Origin of the sequence: Pseudonocardia lutea (assembly GCF_042658055.1) — a bacterium.
GTDB classification, from domain to species: domain Bacteria; phylum Actinomycetota; class Actinomycetes; order Mycobacteriales; family Pseudonocardiaceae; genus Pseudonocardia; species Pseudonocardia lutea.
The window spans coordinates 1-19994 of record NZ_JBHSQK010000049.1 but is presented as its reverse complement, the minus strand read 5'-3'; the positions used below and the strand labels follow the sequence as shown (position 1 = coordinate 19994).

18 protein-coding genes are annotated in these 19994 nt (G+C 73.1%); 10 read left to right on the top strand and 8 right to left on the bottom strand.

Annotation, left to right across the window (positions count from 1 at the left end; translation table 11 throughout):
* Nucleotides 1-35: 35 nt before the first annotated feature.
* The 4 genes from ACFQH9_RS19785 to ACFQH9_RS19770 all read right to left on the bottom strand — a co-directional run bounded on the left by ACFQH9_RS19785 (nucleotide 36) and on the right by ACFQH9_RS19770 (nucleotide 5034).
* Nucleotides 36-1439, bottom strand: coding sequence for a phytoene desaturase family protein (locus ACFQH9_RS19785; RefSeq protein ID WP_379567645.1), 1404 nt, complete (start codon nucleotides 1437-1439; stop codon nucleotides 36-38).
* A gap of 231 nt (nucleotides 1440-1670) precedes the next feature.
* A complete protein-coding gene (locus ACFQH9_RS19780) occupies nucleotides 1671-3212 on the bottom strand; it encodes an ABC transporter permease (protein ID WP_379567644.1) in 1542 nt (513 codons plus the stop codon).
* A complete protein-coding gene (locus ACFQH9_RS19775) occupies nucleotides 3209-4015 on the bottom strand; it encodes an ABC transporter ATP-binding protein (RefSeq protein ID WP_379567643.1) in 807 nt (268 codons plus the stop codon). Before ACFQH9_RS19775 ends, ACFQH9_RS19780 begins: the two co-directional genes overlap by 4 nt.
* A complete protein-coding gene (locus ACFQH9_RS19770) occupies nucleotides 4012-5034 on the bottom strand; it encodes an ABC transporter substrate-binding protein (protein ID WP_379567646.1) in 1023 nt (340 codons plus the stop codon). Before ACFQH9_RS19770 ends, ACFQH9_RS19775 begins: the two co-directional genes overlap by 4 nt.
* Before the next feature lie 45 nt (nucleotides 5035-5079).
* Here ACFQH9_RS19770 and ACFQH9_RS19765 point away from each other — a divergent pair, with 45 nt between their 5' ends.
* The 5 genes from ACFQH9_RS19765 (at nucleotide 5080) to ACFQH9_RS19745 (ending at nucleotide 11340) form a co-directional block, all read left to right on the top strand.
* Nucleotides 5080-7956: an ATP-binding protein gene (locus tag ACFQH9_RS19765; protein ID WP_379567642.1), complete on the top strand. Its 2877-nt coding sequence runs from the start codon at nucleotides 5080-5082 to the stop codon at nucleotides 7954-7956.
* Between the two features lie 312 nt (nucleotides 7957-8268).
* Nucleotides 8269-8730 (top strand): nuclear transport factor 2 family protein, encoded by a 462-nt coding sequence (locus ACFQH9_RS19760; protein WP_379567641.1) that lies wholly within the window; start codon nucleotides 8269-8271, stop codon nucleotides 8728-8730.
* A 326-nt stretch (nucleotides 8731-9056) separates the two neighbouring features.
* Nucleotides 9057-9521 (top strand): phage tail protein, encoded by a 465-nt coding sequence (locus ACFQH9_RS19755; protein WP_379567640.1) that lies wholly within the window; start codon nucleotides 9057-9059, stop codon nucleotides 9519-9521.
* A gap of 147 nt (nucleotides 9522-9668) precedes the next feature.
* The gene (locus ACFQH9_RS19750; protein ID WP_379567639.1) at nucleotides 9669-10355 is read left to right on the top strand and encodes a DUF899 family protein; all 687 of its coding nucleotides are present in this window, start codon (nucleotides 9669-9671) and stop codon (nucleotides 10353-10355) included.
* Nucleotides 10356-10509: 154 nt separating this feature from the next.
* Nucleotides 10510-11340 (top strand): DUF5602 domain-containing protein, encoded by an 831-nt coding sequence (locus ACFQH9_RS19745; RefSeq protein ID WP_379567638.1) that lies wholly within the window; start codon nucleotides 10510-10512, stop codon nucleotides 11338-11340.
* Nucleotides 11341-11383: 43 nt separating this feature from the next.
* Here ACFQH9_RS19745 and ACFQH9_RS19740 read toward each other — a convergent pair whose 3' ends face one another.
* Nucleotides 11384-12598 (bottom strand): low temperature requirement protein A, encoded by a 1215-nt coding sequence (locus ACFQH9_RS19740; RefSeq protein WP_379567637.1) that lies wholly within the window; start codon nucleotides 12596-12598, stop codon nucleotides 11384-11386.
* 128 nt (nucleotides 12599-12726) lie between these two features.
* Here ACFQH9_RS19740 and ACFQH9_RS19735 point away from each other — a divergent pair, with 128 nt between their 5' ends.
* The gene (locus ACFQH9_RS19735) at nucleotides 12727-13926 is read left to right on the top strand and encodes an FAD-dependent oxidoreductase (protein WP_379567636.1); all 1200 of its coding nucleotides are present in this window, start codon (nucleotides 12727-12729) and stop codon (nucleotides 13924-13926) included.
* Nucleotides 13927-13978: 52 nt separating this feature from the next.
* Entirely contained in the window at nucleotides 13979-14998 is a 1020-nt protein-coding gene (locus ACFQH9_RS19730) for an asparaginase (RefSeq protein ID WP_379567635.1), read from the top strand.
* Here ACFQH9_RS19730 and ACFQH9_RS19725 read toward each other — a convergent pair.
* The gene (locus ACFQH9_RS19725) at nucleotides 14896-15624 is read right to left on the bottom strand and encodes a DedA family protein (RefSeq protein WP_379567634.1); all 729 of its coding nucleotides are present in this window, start codon (nucleotides 15622-15624) and stop codon (nucleotides 14896-14898) included. The genes ACFQH9_RS19730 and ACFQH9_RS19725 overlap by 103 nt on opposite strands.
* A gap of 144 nt (nucleotides 15625-15768) precedes the next feature.
* On the opposite strand from ACFQH9_RS19725, the gene ACFQH9_RS19720 reads away from it, so the two are divergent.
* Genes ACFQH9_RS19720 through ACFQH9_RS19710 form a run of 3 tightly spaced genes read left to right on the top strand, consistent with a single transcriptional unit; the run spans nucleotide 15769 to nucleotide 18714 of the window.
* Nucleotides 15769-16893 (top strand): PQQ-dependent sugar dehydrogenase, encoded by a 1125-nt coding sequence (locus ACFQH9_RS19720; RefSeq protein ID WP_379567633.1) that lies wholly within the window; start codon nucleotides 15769-15771, stop codon nucleotides 16891-16893.
* 18 nt (nucleotides 16894-16911) lie between these two features.
* Nucleotides 16912-18378 carry a carboxylesterase/lipase family protein gene (locus ACFQH9_RS19715; RefSeq protein WP_379567632.1) on the top strand — a complete coding sequence of 489 codons (1467 nt, stop codon included), beginning with the start codon at nucleotides 16912-16914 and terminating at the stop codon, nucleotides 18376-18378.
* 24 nt (nucleotides 18379-18402) lie between these two features.
* Nucleotides 18403-18714: a putative quinol monooxygenase gene (locus ACFQH9_RS19710; RefSeq protein WP_379567631.1), complete on the top strand. Its 312-nt coding sequence runs from the start codon at nucleotides 18403-18405 to the stop codon at nucleotides 18712-18714.
* Between the two features lie 31 nt (nucleotides 18715-18745).
* Here ACFQH9_RS19710 and ACFQH9_RS19705 read toward each other — a convergent pair whose 3' ends face one another.
* Together ACFQH9_RS19705 and ACFQH9_RS19700 are read right to left on the bottom strand one after the other, a co-directional pair.
* Nucleotides 18746-19018, bottom strand: coding sequence for a hypothetical protein (locus ACFQH9_RS19705; protein WP_379567630.1), 273 nt, complete (start codon nucleotides 19016-19018; stop codon nucleotides 18746-18748).
* Between the two features lie 159 nt (nucleotides 19019-19177).
* A partial coding sequence (locus ACFQH9_RS19700; protein ID WP_379567629.1) for a TerC/Alx family metal homeostasis membrane protein occupies nucleotides 19178-19994 on the bottom strand: 817 nt, incomplete at its 5' end.

Genomic DNA, 19994 nt, shown 5'->3' with positions numbered 1-19994 from the left:
CCATGATCGTCGATCTCCGAGCAAGCGGGGGAACCTCACATCCAGCCGTGGAACAGGTCGCCGCGGCCCATGCTGGGGTAGCGCCGTTCGGTGTCGAGCGGGCTGTTCGCGAATGCGGTCAGGACGTTGTCGCCGCCCATGTTCGGGGCGTACCGGGCCCAGAAGTTCAGGAGGGCCTGCAGCTGGTGCGGCTTGTGGGCGTCCCAGTTGCGCGCGTCGCCGTTCAGGTCGTAGGGCGCCTTCTGCCACATGAAGGAGGCATGGCGGCCGCTCGGGGTCTGGGAGGGATCGTGCACGGTCGGGCAGCCACCGATCAGCATGATCTGCTCGGGCAGCCGGCCCGTCGCGGCGTCGTCGTACAGCTGGTACACGGGTGCGGGGTCATCCAGACCGAGGAAGACGAGCCAGCTCGACGCGACGTCCGGCTCGGCCTCGGCGGCGGTGTAGGCCGGTGCCTCGCGGGTGCCGACGTTCACGCCGAAGATCGGCCCCACCGACTGGTAGCGGTAGGACGCTGCGGCGTCGGTGGTCTCGGAGCCGACGGCGCCCTCCCCGAGGAGCTGGTGGAACGTCTGGTGCGGGTTGAGGCTGGAGGCCACGAACCCGGCCCGGACGACCCGTCCGTCCAGCAGCTCCACACCAGCCGCACGGCCGCCTTCCACGATGATGCGTCGAGGTTCTGCCTGTTCCATGATGTGCCCGCCGTGCGCCCAGATGTCCTGCTTGAGCGCTCGGGCCAGCCCGTAGGAACCGCCCTGCACGATCTGGCCGGGCCGGGAGGTCGCCACGTACGACGGCACGACATGCCCCTGGCCGGGAACGTTGACGTCGATCTCGCGGACCATGCAGAAGTACAGCAGCATCGCCTTCACCGCGGGCGACTGGAACGTGTCGTCGACGAACTGTTTCGGAGTGAGCTCCAACAGCTCGAGGTAGCGGCGGCCGAGCGCGCTGCGGGCGAGCAGGGTGGCGCGCTCGTCGTCGGCGATCGGGCGGGATTGCTGCTCCGGGCCCAAGATCGTCCCGGTCAGCTCCGCGTGCTCGGACGCGATGGTGCGCCATGCGTCGGCGTCGGCGGGCGAGAGCGCCTCGATGCTCTTCGCGGTCCGGTCCGGGTCGAGGTGCCATCGGATCGACCGGCCGTCGGCCAGGATCGAGGTGATGTTCGGGTCTGGTTCGATCATGTCGGCGCCCCACCCGGCCAGCTCGAGGTCCTGGTACCAGGGGGTGCTGGTGATCCCGCGGAACGACACGGCGTGTGTGGCGTGGAGCAGACCCGGGATGTGGTTGTCCTCGGCAGTCGTCAGGCCCCCTCCGGCGTGCTGGGCCCGGTCGATGGACAGCACCGTGAGTCCCGCCCGGGCCAGGTACGCCTGAGCGATGAGCCCGTTGTGGCCGGCGCCGAGAATGATTCCGTCGTACTCGTCGAGATATCCCATCGCGCTTCCCCTCGACACTTCTCGAATTGCAGTCGATGCACGAACCCGCAGGGCGACCGCCAGGGCTTCTGCTTCGAGATCAGCTCGACATCCGGACGTGAACGACGTTCTCACGGCCGGCCGAAGGTTTCGTCGTTGCCGCCGGTCCGCTTCTCGGTCAGATGCTCGACGGAAGGCAACCCCTCAGCAACCGCTTCCGACCGAAGAACCGACCGAAGCTTTTGGGCCTGCTCAGGTGTTGTTCCCTCGGGGGCGCTCGGCGCTTCGGCCGGTGATCCGCGCGAGCAGCCGCTCGGCCCGGGCGAGAGCGAGGTTGATCAGATAGCCGAGCCCGCCGATTGCGAACAGCAGCCCCCAGGCGCCCGCGGTGTCGAAGCGCTGTTGCCGCTCGACGAGGAGCCGTCCGATGCCGCCGCCGGTGCCCAGGATGTCGACCAGCAACGTCACGATCAGGGCCATGGAGGCCGCGACCCGTACCCCGACGAGCACCGCGGGCGCGATGGAGGGCAGAAGGACGGTGCGCCAGCGTCGCGTCCGGCTCAGACCGAGCGTGCGTGCTGCGTCGAGCCGCACGGGTGGGATGGCTCTCGCTGCGGCGGCGCTGGTGTGCAGGACCGGCCAGACCACGGCGAGGGCGACAACGGCGACGGCGGTCGCCCGCGTCATGCCGAGCGCGAGGATGGCGAGGGGCACGAGGACGGCGCCCGGGATCGCGGCGAGGAGGTCCAGGGTGGGCGACACGACGCGGTCGACGCGGTGAAAGAGCCCGATTGCCAGGCCGAGCGCGAAGCCGATCACGGTGGCCGCCGCCAACGCGGCCACGAAGGTGGTGAGAGTGCTCGCGACGGCGTCGACCAGAAGGCCGTCGAGGTACAGCTGCGCGAGCGACCCCGTCCAGCGGCTCGGCGGCGGGAACGTCCGTGAGCCGGACGGCCCGAGGAGCTGCCAGCACGCGAGCCCGGCGACCAGCGGTAGCAGGCCCAGCACTGCGTCGCGGTTCCGCATCGAGACCCGGGGCACGCCGTCCCCACCCTGGAGCGCGGGGTGGATCAGGCGGCGGAGCAGGCCCTGCAGGAGGATGCCGAGCAGACCGCAGACCGCCACGTAGGCCCACATCCGGGGCGGATTGAGACCCTGCAGGGACTCGACCAGCCCGCCGCCGAGCCCGGCGGGCGAGATCACCATCTCGGCGATGACTGCCACGTGCAGGGCGACGATCGCGGCCACACGCGCGCCGGCCAGCCACGACGAGGCTGCAGCCGGGAGGATGATCCGCCCGATGGTCCTGGCAGGTGAGAAGCGCAGCGTGCGGGCGACGTCGCGCAAGCGGTCGGGCACCCCGGCGACGCCGGCGGCGGTGGTGACGAGCACGGGCCAGGTAGCCGCGTAGGCCGCGAGGAGCAGCTCGGTGGTGGGGCGTGCTCCGAGCAGGAGGAGCGCGACCGGCATCAGTGCGATGGCGGGTACTGTCCGCAGGAACTCCAGCGACGCCGCGAAGTGCATCCGCAGACCCGGGACGAGCCCCAGCGCGACGCCGATACTGCCCCCGATCGCTCCCGCGGCGATCGTGGCGATCAGCACGATTGCCAGGGTGTGCGCGAGGTCCGCCGCCAGCTCCCCGTCCACCGCTTCCGTCGCCGCCACACGGCCGATTTCGCTCGGCGCCGGGAGGAACTGCAGGTCGAGCACCCCGACCGAGGTGAGCAGCTGCCAGGCGACGAGCGCGGCGAGCGGCAGGACCACGCCCGTCACCCCCGGCCGGAGGACGCTCACGAAGTCCCCGGTCCGAGCAGTTGGCCGAGCCGGTACCGCAACCGCAGATAGTGCTCGGACTCCCGGGTGCGTAGCTGGTGGCGCGGGCGGGGCAGCTCGGTGGGCAGATCGAGGGCGACCGCGCCCGGCTCGCCGGCGAGCACGAGGACACGGTCGGCGAGGTAGAGCGCCTCGTCGAGGTCGTGGGTCACGAAGACGACCGTGGCATCGGTCCGGTCCTGGATGTCCAGCAGCACGTCTTGGAGGGCGGCCTTGGTCAACGCGTCGAGCGCCCCGAACGGCTCGTCCATCAGCAGCACCTTCGGCTGCAGGGCGAGGGCCCGGGCGATCTGCACCCGCTGCGCCATGCCGCCGGACAGCTGGGCGGGATAGTCGCCGCTCCGGTCGCTCAGCCCGACCATCTGCAGGGCCTCGGCCACCCGTCGTCGCCGCTCCGCGGCTCCGAGGTGTTGCTCTACGCCGAGGGCGACGTTGCGGGACACCGTCCGCCAGGGCAGCAGAGCGGTGGCGTAGTCCTGGAACACCATCACGGCCTCGGTGGGCGGTCCGGTCACCGGCTGCGCGAAGAGGTGGAGGGCCCCGACCGTGACCGGCAGGAGGCCGCCGAGGAGCCGCAGCAGGGTGGTCTTGCCGACCCCGGAGCGGCCCACCACTGCGACGATCTCGCCGGCCGCGATCTCCGCGTCGACGTCTCGCAGCACCCAGCGGGGCCCGTCGCGCCCGGGCAGGCTCGCGCCGACGCCCTGCAGCTGGTAGGCCGTGGCGCCGACCGGCGAACACGCCGACTCGCCGGCCACTGTCACGGATGGTCCTGCCACACCAGGCCGGTCACGTCCGGTTCCCGGTCGATGCTGCCCACCGACTTCGAGATCGTCACGTAGGGCTGCAGGTCGCTCGGGGTGATCTCCAGCTCCCAGGTGGGCAACGGCGAGGCGGCGGCGACCTCCGGCGGCATCTTCAGCCACGTCCGATACAGGTCCCGGATCGCGTTCTCGTCGCCGCTGAGCTGTGCGACCGCTTCCTCCAGCGAGGCGCGCCAGGCCCGCACCGCCTCCGGATGCTCGCGGGTGAAGCGGGCCGAGCAGGCGAACAGCGCGGTCATCCCGTCGTCCACCCTGCCGCCGCTGGCCTCGTGTACGGCGGCCACGACCACGTCGTCGTGCAGGCGGAACCCCCGCGCCGCCATCGCCGTGCTGAACGGCGCTCCTGTCACGGCCGCGTCGAGCCGCCCCGCCTCGAGCTGGTCCAGCATGGTGGCGAACGGGGTCTGCACGAAGCTCACCTGGTCCCGCGCGACACCGGCCCGCTCCAGCAGGTAGACCAGCGCGTCGGTGAGCTGACCGTTCAGCGCGGGCACACCGATCCGCGCCCCGCGCAGCTGCCCCACCGAGGTGATCGCCGGATCCTTGGTGATCCACATGCTGCTGGGGTTTGCCGACGTCGACTTGGACAGCCGGGACACCACCTGGACGTCGATGCCGTGGTCGGCGGCGACCAGCACGATCGTCGGCACGCTGAGCACGATGTCGTACAGCCCTTGGTCCATCGCGGCGGTGAACCCCGGCAGGTCGTTCCCCTCCGTGATGGTCACCCGGAGTCCGTTGCGCTCGAAGATTCCCCGGGTCGCGGCGACGTGCGCAGGTAGCGCGCCACCCGTCGGCGACAGTGCCACCCGCAGCTCCGTCGCCTGGTGAGTGGTGGCCGGTGTGGACGGTGCACCGCACGCCGCGAGCAGCAGGAGAGCCACCAAGAGACCGACCGTGCTCAGGCGGTGACGTCGGCATTGCTCGCAACGAGCAACCTGTAGCCACCGCAGAGGCATGTCGGGATAATCGAGGGTCGCCATGCAGAACCGCAAGAGGCCGTCGTGAGGGAGCCGTCGACCGCGCCCGTCCGGGACAGCCCACTGCTGGAACGCGAGGCCGATCTCGCGGCCCTCGACCGGGCGTTGTCCGAGGCGGACGCCGGCGACGGCCACGTGCTGCTCGTCCAGGGCCCACCGGGCATCGGCAAGTCCAGCCTGCTCGGCGAGCTCCGCCGTCGGGCACGTGCCCGCGGGCTGACGGTGCTCACGGCGCGCGGCGGCGAGGTCGAGCAGGGAGTGGGGTTCGGGATCGTCCGCCAGCTGCTCGGCGCCGTGGCGTCCGGCCGGGCAGCAAGCCACCAGGAGCTGTTCGCCGGCGCGGCTCATCTGGCCGAACCCGTGTTCTCCCCGACGACGTCCGTCCAGGACGACGGCGACACGGCCTACGCGACCCTGCACGGGCTCTACTGGCTGGTCGCCAACCTGGCCGAGCGTTCCCCGCTGCTGTTGTCGGTGGACGACGTGCACTGGTCCGACGAGCCGTCCGTGCGCTTCCTCCTGCACCTGGCCTACCGGCTGGCCGGGATGCCGGTGCTGGTCGTGCTGGCCACCCGAGCCGGTACCGAGCACCGGCGCCCCGAACTTCGCCCCCTCCTGCTGGAGGCGCGCACCCCGGTGATCAGGCCGCTTCCCCTGCCGGTCGCCGCCGTCGAGCGCCTCGTCGCCGACGCCCTCGGCGCCGAGGCCGCCGCTGCCCTCTGCGGCCCCTGCCACGAAGCGACCGGAGGCAATCCCTTCCTGCTCTCGGAGCTGCTCGGCGAGCTGCGTCGCGAAGGCCGGCCCGCGCACGAGATCAAGCCGGACAGCGTGCGCAAGCTCGGTCCCGAACGGATCGCGGCGGCGCTGCTGCTGCGCGTCGGACAACTCGACGCGTCCGCGCCCGCGCTCGCCCGCGCTGTGGCCGTCCTGGGCGAACAAGCGCGGTCGGTCACCTGCGCCCAGCTCGCCGGCCTCGACCACCGGCTCGCTCGGGAACTGGCCGACGAGCTGTCCTCGCTGGCCGTCCTCGAGCGCGGCGAGCCGCTCCGGTTCGTCCATCCCATCGTCCGCACCGCCATCTACGAGGACATCTCGGCGACGCAGCGCGCCGAGCTCCACGCCCGCGCCGCCCGGATTCTGACCGGTGCGCACGCCGACCCCGAGCAGGTGGCCGCGCACCTCATGGCCACCGACCCGTCGGGCGATCCGGAGGTGGTGTCGGAGTTGCGGAACGCAGCCCGGCACGCGCTGGTCGGAGGTGCACCCGACACCGCGACGATGCTGCTGCAGCGCGCGCTGGACGAGCCCCCCGACGAGCGGGACCGGCCGTCGATCCGGTTCGAGCTGGGAAACGCCGAGCACGAGCTCGGACGGTCGACCGCCCGCGACCATCTCCTGGAGGCCGCCCGGGCCACCGACGATCCGCTGCTCCGGGCCCGCGCGCTGATCAAGCTCGCGGTGGACACTCAGCCCGACCCCACCCGGCAACGGGCCCAGCTCGAGCTCTACGAGCACGCTGCGCGGGACGTGCTCGAGCTCGATCGGGAGCTGGCCCTACAGCTGCATGCGGTACGACTGGGTGCGCTGCTGTTCAACCTCGACCTCCCGGCCCGGTTCGAGGACGACGCCGCTGCCTATCGCGACCTGCCCGGGGAGACCCCGGCGGAGTGCCTGCTGCTGACCTTCGCCGCCCGCGCACTCCTGGCCGCAGGCGAGAGCGTGGAGCTCGTCGGCTCGCTCACCGAACGGGCCGTGGCTCACCCCGCGATCCATGGCCACGGCGTCTACTTCTGGCTCCTCAACGCCACCATGTGCCTGATCGAGGCCGAGCGCTACGACACGGCCGAGCAGGTCCTCGACCGGACGCTGCGCCGGGCCGAGCAGGCCGGTTCTCCCCGCGCCACCGCCAGGACCGTGTGGTTGCGGGGGCTCGTCCGGCACGCGCGCGGTGACCTTCGCGGTGCCGAGGTGGACGGGCGGACGGTGTTGGAATGGGACTCGCCGAACACCAGCGTCCGGGCGGCGATCGCGTGCGTGCCGGTCGTCGAATCCCTGACCGACATGGGGCGGTTCGACGAGGGCGAGGGGTTGCTCGCCGAGCACGGACTCGACGGGGACCTGCCGCCGATCATCCCGATGTCGCTGATCCTGCTGGCCCGCGCGCGGCTCCGCGCGGCGTCCGGTGACCGCGAGGCCGCCCGCACCGATCTCGAGGAACTCCTGCGACGCAACGTCGCCTTCCGCGGCCTCTCGCCGCTGATCGGCTTCGCGGCGCCCCTCGCCCTCGTGCCGATCCGCCACGCCCTCGGCGACGTCGCAGGCGCCCGCGCACTGGCCGACCAGACTCTGGGCGCCGTGTCCGAGGCGCGTTCCCGCCGCGCGACCGGAGCTGCTCTCCGCGTGGCCGGCCTCGTGACCGGCGGTCGGAACGGGCTCGAGTTGCTGCAGCGGGCGGTGGACACCCTCCGCTCCTCCCCGACGCTGCTCTGGCGCGCGGAGGCCCTCGTCGACCTCGGTACTGCCCTGCGCCGGCAGCGGTCCCGAACGGCTGCCTGCGACGTCCTCCGCGAGGGACTCGACATCGCCCACCGGTGCGGAGCCGTGCCGTTGGCGGACCGCGCGGTCGCCGAGCTGCGCGCCGCCGGCGCCCGCCCCCGCCGCCGCGTCGCCACCGGAGCCGACGCCCTCACCGCGAGCGAGCGGCGAGTCGCCGAGCAGGCCGCCGCGGGCATGACCAACAAGCAGATCGCCCAGGCGCTGTTCGTCACCCTGCGGACCGTCGAGATGCACCTGTCCAACGTGTACGTCAAACTCGGGATCACCTCTCGGGAGGACCTACCCGCGGCCTTCGGCTGCCACCGCGATAACACTTCGGGCGATCCTTCGGTGGCCACGCCGTAGTACGCCTGCACCCCTGTCGTGATCCTCGGATACGTGGAGCGGCACGAACCCCGGCGCGTAGCTCAGGAACCGTCAACCAGGCGGTCACCGTCCGCGCCCGTGCGGACCCTCCGGCTCGAGGTCGATCCGACAACCGGCCCCATCACCGGAGTGCTGCACGACGACCGGCAGCAATGGGCGTTCCACGGCTGGCTCGAGCTGGCGTCCGCACTGCAGACGGCCCTTGCCGAACCCTCGACCCCGGGGACCAGCCCTCGACCTGCACCCCGCCCCGCCCCGAGCACGCTCGAACGGCAACGAAGGAGAGAGAACGTGATGGACACCGACGAGAAGCGCACTGCCGCGCACGAGGCCGCGGTCCGAGAGATCTACGTGGCGTTCGGCAGCGGGGACGAGGCCGGCTTCCTGTCCCACATCGCCGACGACGTGCACTGGGAGACCGACTGGGAGGACAACTGGGCCCAGCACGCCGACGGCCCGCCGCACTTCATCCCGATCGAGGCCAAGTCCGGGGTCCCGACCTTCTTCGAGATCATGAGCGGCTACACCTTCCACGACCTGCAGCTGGTCGACGTCATCCCCGGCCCCGAGAAGGTCGTCGCCCAGGTCAAGCTGGACTACACGCTGCCCAGCGGCGGTCGCTACCGCGACGAGCAGCTGCACCTGTGGACCTTCGGCCCCGAGGGCACGGTCATCGCCCTGCGGCACTTCATGGACACCGCGAAACTGCTCGCCGCCAACCGTGGTGAGGATACGACGGCGACCTCGCGCTGAGTGCCCCGGGGACGAAGCACACGCACCGTCGCGGCGAGTCGTTCCTACCGTTGACGATCGCTGCATCGAACGATCTCGACCGCAGACCTGTATGGCTGCCACCTGCCCGCTCGAACTGAGCGCAGGGTCGACCCGCCGTCGGAGGGGTACGGCGGGTCGCCGGCGATGATCTGCTGCGGCAGATGTCGACCACACCACGTCAGCGGACTTGACCGCGCGCTCGACAGCGACGGCGGAGATCCGGATCTATGAGGACACGCTCCTCGCTGGCAGGATGCCCGGCGATACGCCAGAAGGTGGCTCGCCGACCGAGGGGACTCCGTGCCATGCCCTACACCGTGGACTTCCACTCCGTGTCGACCGTCGGCCTGGAGTCGTCGCCGGTCGCGGCCGCGCTCGCAGGCCTGCGGGCGAACGAGGCCCGCTACTTCAAGAACAAGTACGACCACGAGTTCACGGTGGAGCCCGCGGCCGACGCCGAGGACACCATCGAGTGGGTGCACCGGATCCTGCGGGAGGAACGCGACATCGAGATCTCCTCCCGGCCCCTCGAGGCCACCGCCTTCCAGGTCGAGAACATCCGGATGGCCTACGTCTTCTACGAGAGCGGCCTGTCGGTCAACGTCCTGTACACCCTCGACGACACCGGCAAGCGGGCGGTCGGGTTCAAGCTGTCCGACGGGATGGAGGTCCCCGAGGAGCTCGCCTCGCGCTTCAAGTTCGCCCGCCAGAGGTCGAAGCTGGCCGGGACCATCCGCGGTTCGTACTTCACCATCAAGAAGGAGTACTGAGCCCCCGAACCGGTTCCGGTCCCCGGCGCGCCGCCCCGAACGCCGCCTCGAACGGCTCCGCAGCGGCGCGTGTTCGCCGGCGGCCCGGCCGATGAGTTCGCGGCACCCGGACGGTCTGCCCCGGAGGTACCAGTTCGAGGAGGAACCATGACCGCTTCCGCCGTGCCGCCCGTCGTCGACGCCGCCACCTGGGAGAAGGAGCTCGCCGCGCTGCGGGAGCGGGAGAAGGCCGCCACCCGGGAGCTCGACGCCGTCGCCGCCCAGCGCCGGCGGCTGCCCATGGTCGAGATGCCCGACTACGTGCTGGAGGGCGAGGACGGCCCGATCCGGCTCGTCGACGTGTTCGGCGACGCCCCGCAGCTGATCGTCTACCACCACATGTGGCACGAGGGCGCCGAGTGGCAGTGCGGCGGCTGCACCGGCTTCACCTCGCAGTTCACCCGGCTCGAGGGCCTGGCGAAGTTCGACGCCCGCTTCGTGATCGTCACCCAGGGCCCGATCGACGAGGCGCTCGTCTACCGACGCCGGGTCGGCAACACCATGACCTGGTACTCGACGGCGAACAGCTCGTTCGGCTCCGACGTCGGCGCCCCGCCCGGCGGCGGGTTCGCGGTCAACGTCTTCCTGCGCGACGGCGACACCGTCTACCGGACCTGGCACACGAACGGCCGCGGCACCGAGCAGCTCAGCTACCTGTTCGGCCTGGTCGACCTGCTGCCGTACGGCCGGCAGGAGGTGTGGCAGGACTCGCCGGAGGGGTGGCCGCAGGGGCCGACCTACAGTCGCTGGATGGACTCGGAGGAGATCGCCGCGGCCTACGGCGACGCCCGCTGAGGCCCTGCCGTCACCTCCGGGTGCACTGCCGTCACCTCCGACCGCCGTTTCCGTGCGGAAGCGCCTGGAGTCTTTGCGACGGGACGTATCCCCGCGTCCTCGGCGAACCTCTGTGACACAGATCACACTACAGCGTTCCGAGGAGGGCAAGATCATGGACAGTCGTCGGTTCCTCCGGGGAGTCGGACTCGCGATCGCGGCCTGCACGGCCACGGCCGCCCTCGTGGCCTGCGGAGGAGGGAGCGCCGAGGCGGGCGCCGCCGGCAGTGGCGGCACCTTCTTCGGCCCGTCCCAGAACCTCGGCAACGGCACCGCCCGGACCTACACGATGCTCGACGGGAGCGGGAACCCCACCGAGATCGGGGTGCGGCTCAGCCCGGGCGCCCTGGACGGGTTGCCGACGGCCACCACGCCCGCCGGCGCGCTCATGCTCGACCTGCCCGACCAGGCGTCGGCGACGGCGTTCGACCACGTGATGCTCAACTGGAACCCGCAGGGCCACGACCCGGTCACGCTCTTCGGCAAGCCGCACTTCGACTTCCACTTCGACATGGTCGACATGGCCTCGATCCAGGCCGTCGACCCGGCGGACCCGAACTACGCCGCCAAGGCGGACCGTCTGCCCGACGCGCGGTACGTGCCGCAGGGCTACGTGGTGCCGCCGGGCGGGACCGCCGCGCAGCAGGCGGTGCCGGGCATGGGCGTGCACCTGGTCGACTCCGCGGACAGCAGCCTCGTCCCCGGTTCCTACGACTTCACGCAGATCATCATCAACGGGACCTGGGACGGCCGGTACACCTTCGCCGAGCCGATGGTCACGCGCGACTGGCTGCTGACGAAGCCGACGCTGGAGCAGCCGCTGAAGCTGCCGCAGGCGTACCAGAAGACCGGCTACTACCCGACCGGCTACGCGGTCCGGGTCGACGATCGGAGCGGTGACTACGTCGTCGCGCTGACCGGCATGACGGCGCGCCAGGCGTCGTGACGACGGATCGACGGCGGCGGCTCCCCCGGCGGAGCGCCGGTCCTCACTGCTCCGCGTGGCTCCCGTGCCGCACCGCGTGCCGGAGCTCGCGGAAGCGGTGGGTCTCGTAGCCGACGAGGCCGCAGAGGACCAGGGCGAGGACGAGCAGCGAGACCACGGCCGGGAGCAGCGCGACCAGGGGCGTGATCGCGAGCAGCACCACGCCGACCACGATCCGTTCGACGTTCACCGTGCCGATCAGGTAGCGCTTGAACCAGACGTGCGCGAAGAGGTAGAGGGCGGCGCCCCCGTAGAGGGCGGCGAGGGGGATGCCGTAGAGCGGGTCGGCGAGGGTGTGCCCCTCGCCGCCGCCGACGTAGGTCAGCGTCTTCTTGAGGCCCAGCGACATCAGGATGACCCCGATGATCATGGGCAGGTGCAGGAAGGTGTAGCCGCCGCGGGCCAGCCTGATCTGCCGCTCGCCGGTGGCCTCGGCGAGGGCGCGTTCGGTGAGGATCGAGGTGACGTCGAAGTAGGCCCACCACATCGCGCCCGCCACGGCGAGGCCGAGCACGCTGCCGGCGATGATCGGCCACGAGACCGGCAGTGCGGCCACGCCGATGCCGATGGACACGATCGACTCGCCGAGCGCCACGATGATGATCAGCCCGTGCCGCTCGGCGAAGTGGCTCGCCGAGTTCAGCCGCCAGGAGGCGCCGGCCAGCGCGGTGCCCACGTAGTCGCCGAGCAGCGCGCCGGCCCACAGCGCGGTCTGCAGCCAGCCCTCGGCCTGCGAGGCGAGCAGCAGCAGCACGGTGCCCAGCAGGACCGAGGGGATCCAGCGCACGATCTGGCCCCGCAGCTGCGGGTCGTCGCGGCTGCAGATCCAGAACATGCCCAGGTGCACGATCCGCACGACGAAGTAGGCGACCGCGAACACGACGGGCCCGGACAGGCCACCGGGCAGGTCGTCGAACGCCTCCGGGATGGAGATCGAGGCGACGAACACCCCGGCCATCGCGACCAGCATGCCGACCCGCAGCACGCCCTCGTCGGCCTTGGCGACGTTGCCCAGCCACGAGTACCCGACCCACGACCACCACATGACGACGAGGATCAGCACGCCGCGGAGCACGACCTCGGCCGTCGGGTCGTCGGCCATCCAGTCCGTGACGCGGGTGAGCGCGAACACGAACACGAGGTCGAAGAAGAGCTCCAGGGTGGTGACGGCCGCGCCCTCGCCGACCGCCTCGACCCTCGTCCGTCGCGGGGTGACCATGGCGGGACATCGTGCCAGGCGGCGCCCGCGCCGAACAGCGACCGAATCCTCTCGACTGTCGAGACGATCGGCCGTCGAGAGAGTAGGGTCGAGGTCGTGAGCGCGCCCGTGTTCCGGTTGGACCCGCGGTGACGCCCGTCCGCGTGGTCGGGGGCGGGCCCGGCGGGATGCTGCTGGCCTATCTGCTCGCCCGGGCCGGCGTGCCGGTGACGCTGCTCGAGGCGCACCGCGACTTCGACCGCCGGTTCCGGGGCGACTCCCTGCACCCCTGGACCCTCGAGCTGCTCGACGGGCTGGGCCTGGCCGACGAGCTGCTGGCCCTGCCCCACTTCCCCGCCCGCTACTTCCGCTTCCACACCCCCGCGGGCACGCTCACCCCGGCCGACTACGGCGCGCTCGACAGCCGGTTCCCCTACGTCGCGCTGATGCCGCAGGCACAGTTCCTCGACTTCCTCGCCGCGAAGGCGGCCGAGCTGCCCGCCTTCGAGCTGTGGACCTCGGCGCGGGTGTCGGGGCTGGTCGAGGAGCACGGGGTCGTGCGAGGCGTGCGCGTCGGCGACGAGGAGCTCCCCGCGAGCCTGGTCGTCGGCGCAGACGGGCGCTTCTCGAAGGTGCGGAACCTGGCCGGGCTGCCGGCGCGCTCGCTCGGCGCGCAGACGGACATCCTGTGGTTCACCCTGCCGCGGCGTCCGGACGACCCGCCCGAGGCCGACGTCGACCTCTACTTCGGCGCGGACCACTACGTCGGGCTGCTGGGCGGACCGCGGGAGTGGCAGGTCGGCTGGTCGCTGCCCAAGGGCGGGTATCCGGCGGTGCGGGAGGCCGGCGTCGGACCCATCCGTGCCTTCCTCCGCACCCACGTGCCGTGGCTGGCCGACCGCGCGGACCTGCTCACCGACATACGGCAGACGACGCTGCTGTCGGTCGACATCGCGCGGGTGGACCGCTGGTGGCGGCCGGGCCTGCTGTTGATCGGCGACGCCGCGCACGTCATCTCCCCCGTCGGTGGCAACGGCATCCTCATGGCCCTGCAGGACGCCGTGACCGCGGCGAACCGGCTGGTCCCGGCCCTGCGCGCGGGCGGGGTGCACGAGAGTGACCTGATCGCGGTGCAGGCCGACCGGGAGGCCGCGATCCGGACGGTGCAGGCCCAGCAGGTCCGCACCGAGCGCCGGGTGGTGAAGGCCCGGGAGCGGGACCGCGCGATCGCCCCGCCCGCGGCGCTGCGCTGGGTCTTCGCGCTCCCCGGGGTGCGCGCCCGGGCCGCGCGGGGCAACGCGTACGGGCCGAACCCGCCGGCCCTGGAACCGGGCGTCCTGACGGCGTGATCCGGCCGCCCGCGGGCACCGCGACCGCCGCGGGTGGCTACCGTCGCCGTCCGTGGAGGAGAGCGTCGCGACCGGGGCCGAGGTCCTGGCCACCGTGGTCCGGTCCGGGGTGGTCGAGTCGGTGCACCTCGGCCATCTGGCGAGCGTCGTCGCGGGCCGGCCCGGCCCGCAGGTCGGTCGGCCCGGGACCACCTTCTTCCCGCGCTCGGCGCTCAAGCCGGTGCAGGCGGCGGCGATGCTGCGGGCCGGGCTGCACGTCGACGGCGAGCTGCTCGCCCTCGCCGCCGCCAGCCACGCCGGACTGCCGTGGCACCGCGACGGCGTCGCCCGGATCCTCGCCGCCGCCGGGCTCGGGACCGCCGCCCTGCGCAACACCCCGGACCTCCCGCTCGACGCCGACGCCGCCGCGTCCTGGCGGGCCGCGGGCTCGCCGCCCACGCCGATCGCCCAGAACTGCTCGGGCAAGCACGCCGCCATGCTCGCGACGTGCGTGGCCGCGGGCTGGGACCCCGCGTCGTACCGGGATCCCGCGCACCCGCTGCAGCGGGCGATCCGCCGGCACGTCGAGGCCCTGACCGGCGACGAGGTACGGCACGTGGCCGTTGACGGTTGCGGCGCGCCGTTGTTCTCCTGCACGGTCGCGGGCCTGGCCCGCGCCTTCTCCGCGATCGCGACGGCCGGGCCGGACACGCCCGAGGGCCGGGTGGCCGCGGCGATCCGGAGGCACCCGGAGTGGCTCGGCGGGCCGGGCCGCCCGGTGACGCGGATCCTGCGGGCCGTACCCGGGCTCGTCGCGAAGGACGGGGCGGAGGGCGTGTTCGCCGCCGCACTGCCGGACGGGCGGGCGCTCGCCCTCACCGTGCTCGACGGGGCGGCCCGGCCGGTCCCGGTCGTGGTCGCGGCCGCGCTACGCAGGCTCGGGGTGCGCTCCGCGGAGCTCGACGCCGCGGGCCACGTGCCGGTGCTCGGTCACGGCGCCGAGGTCGGGGCCGTGCACCCGGCGGAACCGGCGGAACCGGCGGAACCGGCCGTGCCCGCGGCGCCCTCGGCGGCCGGCACCGGCGCGGCCTGATCGGCCACCTCCACCTCGTCGAGCATGCGCTGCGTGCGCCGCCGCACCACGAGCGCGACGACGAGCCCCACCACGACCGCGAGGCCCAGCCCGACCCAGGAGAACCGCGACAGCCACTTCTCCGCGACGATCCCCAGGAAGTAGACGGCCGCGGTGGTTCCGCCGGCCCAGGCGATCGCCCCGCCGACGTTCGCGACCAGGAAGCGCGGGTAGTGCATCCGCAGCGCCCCGGCCAGCGGACCCGCGAAGATCCGCAGCAGCGCCACGAACCGGCCGAAGAACACCGCCCACATCCCCCACCGGCCGAAGACCCGCTCGGCGAGGGCGACGTGCCGCGGCCCGAAGTGCTTCGGGAAGCGCCGACCGAGCCGGTCGAACAGCGGCAGGCCGAAGCGGCGGCCGATCAGGTAGCCGATCGAGTCCCCGAGCACGGCACCGACGATCGCGGCGGCCCCGACCCCTACCGGGTCTACGGCCACCTCGTGGTGCGACGCCAGCAGCGCCGCGCTGACCAGGACGATCTCGCCCGGCAGCGGGATGCCGAGGCTCTCCACGCCCACGACGAGCCCGACGATCAGGTACACCGCCAGCGCCGGGATCGCCAGCAGGATGTGGTCCACGGTCATGCTCACCAGGGTGCCCGACGACCCGGGCCGCACGGACCCGGGCCACCACCCGGCCGGTGGTGGGGCCCGCCCCACCGGCTGTCGCATTCGTCCCGCTCCGCCGGGTTCGGGCGCACCGCGGGCCGGCCCGGATAGGTTCGTGCCGTGCGCTCCCTCACCGCCCTCCCCCTCCGGACCGGCGCCGCGCTGCTGCTCGCCGGCGCGCTGGCCGTCACCACGGCGTGTGCCGGCCCCGACCCGGCCCCGGCCGTCCCGTCCGGCGCCCCGTCCGCCGTGCCGGAGAGCGCGCCGACCGCCGGCGAGCCGCGGGTGCTGACCTCCGGCCTGGAGGTGCCGTGGGGCATCGCCTTCCTCCCGGACGGCGCGGCGCTGGTCACCGAGCGCATCCCGGCCACGATCTCCCGGGTCGCCCCGGACGGCACGGTCACCCGGCTGGGCACGGTCGAGGGCGTCACGCCGACCGGCGAGGGCGGGCTGCTCGGCATCGCGCTCTCCCCGGACCACGCGACCGACCGCGGCGTCTACGTCATGTACACGACCTCGGACGACAACCGCGTCGTCCGGCTGACGGTGAACCCGGACGGCACGATCGACGGGTCCCGCCAGCAGGAGATCCTCACCGGCATCCCCAAGGGCGGGAACCACGACGGCGGCCGGCTGCAGTTCGGGCCGGACGGCTTCCTCTACGTCGCCACCGGCGAGGCGGGCCGCGGCGAGCCCGCCCAGGACCGCGACGACCTGGGCGGGAAGATCCTGCGGCTCACCGAGGACGGGCAGCCGGCGCCCGGCAACCCGTTCGGCACGGCCGTCTACACCCTCGGCCACCGCAACCCGCAGGGCCTGGCCTGGGACCCGGCCGGGCGGCTGTACTCGGCGGAGTTCGGCCAGCGCACCTGGGACGAGATCAACCTGGTCACGCCGGGCGCCAACTACGGCTGGCCCGAGGTCGAGGGCCGGGAGGGCCGCGACGGCTACGTCGACCCGCTGGCCCAGCAGGGCACGGACGACGCGTCGTGGAGCGGGCTCGCGTACGCCGACGGCGCCCTGTACGCGGGCGCGCTGCGCGGCGAGCGCCTCTTCCGCTACCCGGTGAACCCCGACGGGTCGCTCGGCGAACCGCAGGCCCTGTTCACCGGCACGTACGGGCGGATCCGCACGGTCGTGGCGACGCCGGACGGGAAGGCGCTGTGGTTCACCACGAGCAACCGCGACGGCCGCGGCGACCCCGGGCCGGACGACGACCGCATCCTCGTGCTTCCGCTCGCGTGATCCGGTAGACCGGTCGGCATGGAGGCACTCACCACAGCGGGCCGGGTCAGGGGCGTCGAGAAGGACGGGATCGGCCGGTTCCTCGGCGTCCCGTACGCGGCGCCGCCCGTCGGCCCGCTCCGGTTCGCCGCGCCCGCCCCGGCGCCCGCCTGGGACGGGGTGCGGGACTGCACCGCGCCCGGCCCGTCCGCGCCGCAGCCGCCGCGCACCTTCGGCCCGCTCGACCTCTCCCCCGTCATCGGGCACGGCTGGCGGCCGGGCGACGACTACCTGACCGTCGACGTCTGGACGCCGGATCCCGGCGGCTCCGGGCTGCCCGTGATGGTGTTCGTGCACGGCGGCGCGTTCGTCGCCGGCGAACCCGGCGCCCCGGTCTACGACGGGACCGCGCTCGCCCGCGCCGGCGTCGTGCTGGTGTCGGTGACCTACCGGCTGGGCGTCGAGGGCTTCCTCCCGCTCGCGGGCGGTGCCACCAACGTCGGGCTGCGCGACCAGCTCGCGGCGCTGGCCTGGGTGCAGGAGAACGTGCCCGCGTTCGGCGGGGACCCCGGGAACGTCACGGTGTTCGGCGAGTCCGCCGGTGCGATGAGCGTCGGCTGCCTGCTCGGCTCCCCGCTCGCGGCCGGGCTGTTCCGGCGCGCGATCGTGCAGAGCGGCGGCGCGGAGATGGTGCACACCGAGGGGCCGCTGCGCGGGTTCGCCGCGCGGGTGGCCGCCGAGCTGGGTGTCGAGCCCACGGCCGAGGCCTTCCGCGGCCGTCCGCTCGCCGAGACCCTGACCGCGCAGGAACGCCTGTCCGATCCGCTGCGCCGCGGCGACCTGCGCGAACCCGACGGCGTCGATCCCGGGTTCGGGCTCGGCGGGTTCTGCCCGGTGCTGGGCGACGACCTCCTGCCGCGCTCCCCGCTGGCGGCCGTCGCCGAGGGGTCCGCCGCGGGCGTCGACCTGATCACGGGCTTCAACGCCGAGGAGATGAATCTCTACCTGGTGCCCACCGGGATGCTCGGCGCGTTGACCGACGCCCAGGCCCTGGCCGGGCTCGGCGCGGTGCACCCGCGGGCGGCGGAGCTGCTGGCGGCGCGCCCGGAAGCCACCCCGGGCGAACGGTACGCCGGGCTGCTCACCGACCTGGTCTTCCGCGGCCCGGCGCTGCGCCTCGCGCTCGCGCACACGGGCACCGGGTCCGGCGCCACGCACGTCTACGAGTTCGGCTGGCGCTCGCCGGCCTTCGGCGGCGGGCTGGGCGCCTGCCACGCCCTGGACCTGCCGTTCGTGTTCGGCACGCCGGAGCGTGCGGCCGGGCACGACGCGATCGCCGGGGAGGACCCGCCCCGCGCGCTGGCCGACGAGATGGTGGCCGCGTGGGCGGCGTTCGCCCGGACCGGCGACCCGGGCTGGCCGGCGTTCACCGCGGACGGCCGGACGGTGCGGCGCTTCGGCACGCCGTCGGTCGACGTGCTCGCGGACCCGGTCACGGCTGCCTGAGCTCCGCGCGGCTACGGTCGCCGCATGAGCGCCCGCGTCGGCAGGTACGTCCGGATGATCGCGACCCCGGGGGACGGGGCCGCGCTGGCCGAGGGGATGCTCCGCGTCGCCGAGGGCATGCGCGCCGCGCCCGGGTGCGAGCTGTACATCGTCAACCGCACCCCGGACGAGGAGGACGCCGTCTGGGTCACCGAGGTGTGGACGGACGAGGCGTCCTCGGAGGCCGCCCTCGAGCGGGACCTCGGCGAGGCCGGCCTCGGCGCGGTGCTGCCGCTGCTGGCGGGTCCGCCGGAGTACATCGAGCTCACCCCGGTGGGCGGGCCCGGCCTGACCTGACGCAGCACCCGGGCCACGGCCCTCCCGGTCCTCAGCCCAGGGTCGCGCACAGGACGGCCGGCAGCCGGTGCAGGCGCGCGACCAGCAGCGCGGCCTCGTCGGCGGTCAGCGGGACGGTCAGCCCGACGGCGGCCGTCTCGTCCGCCCCGAGGTCCGCCGTGAGCCCGCGGACCGGGTAGCCCCGGCCGCGCAGCAGGGTCACGACGCGCTGGACGCCGTCGAGCCCGCCGGACACGGCGACGGAGACGGTCACGGGTTGCGGGGCCTGGGGCAGGCTCGGGGCAGCAAGCAGGGCGGCGGTCATCGGATCTCCTTCACGAGGTGGCGATCCGGGCCAGGTCCCGGGCGGGACACGCGCCGATCTGCACGGCACGCGGCCACGGCGCGCCGGCGACCTGGCTCAGCCGACGCGCCCGGTAATGATCTCCCGCCGGGAGGTCAGCGCGTGGCGCACGCCACCATCCTAGCGGTCCCGCTCCTGCTCCGACGCACCGACCGCGCCCGGAGCCTTCCTGCTGGCCCGCAGCGAGCCGGCGTGCGCCCGCTGGCTCGGGTCCTTGCGCGTCTTGACCAGGCTCGCGACGGTGACGATCGCCAGGATGCCGAGGATCACCGCGAGGCTCAGCGTGGTCGGGATCTCCGGGACGGACGGGTCGATGTCCACGTGCAGCCAGTGCAGGATCAGCTTCACGCCGATGAACGCGAGGATGATCGACAGCCCGGTCGACAGGTAGACCAGCCGGTCCAGCAGGCCCTTGACCAGGAAGAACAGCGCGCGCAGCCCGAGCAGCGCGAAGGCGTTGGCCGCGAAGACGATGTAGGCCTCGCTGGTCACGCCGAACACGGCGGGGATGGAGTCGAGCGCGAACAGCAGGTCGATGCCGCCGATCGCGACCAGCACGAGGAACAGCGGGGTGGCCAGGCGCTTGCCGTCGACCTTCGCGAACAGCTTGCCGCCGTGGTACTCGTCGCTGATCGGGAACAGCCGCCGCGCGCCCTTGACCACGGCGTTGTCCTCGACGTCCGGGTCCTCGTCGCGGTGCCGGAAGAGCTGGACCGCCGTGTAGAGCAGCAGCAGGCCGAACACCAGGAACATGAACGAGAAGGCGTTGAGCAGCGTGGCGCCGACGGCGATGAAGATGCCGCGCATGATCAGCGCGAGCACGATCCCGAAGGTCAGGACCTTGTGCTGGTGCTCCTCGGGGACCGCGAACGTCGTCATGATGATCACGAAGACGAACAGGTTGTCGACCGAGAGGCTCTTCTCGACGATGTAGCCG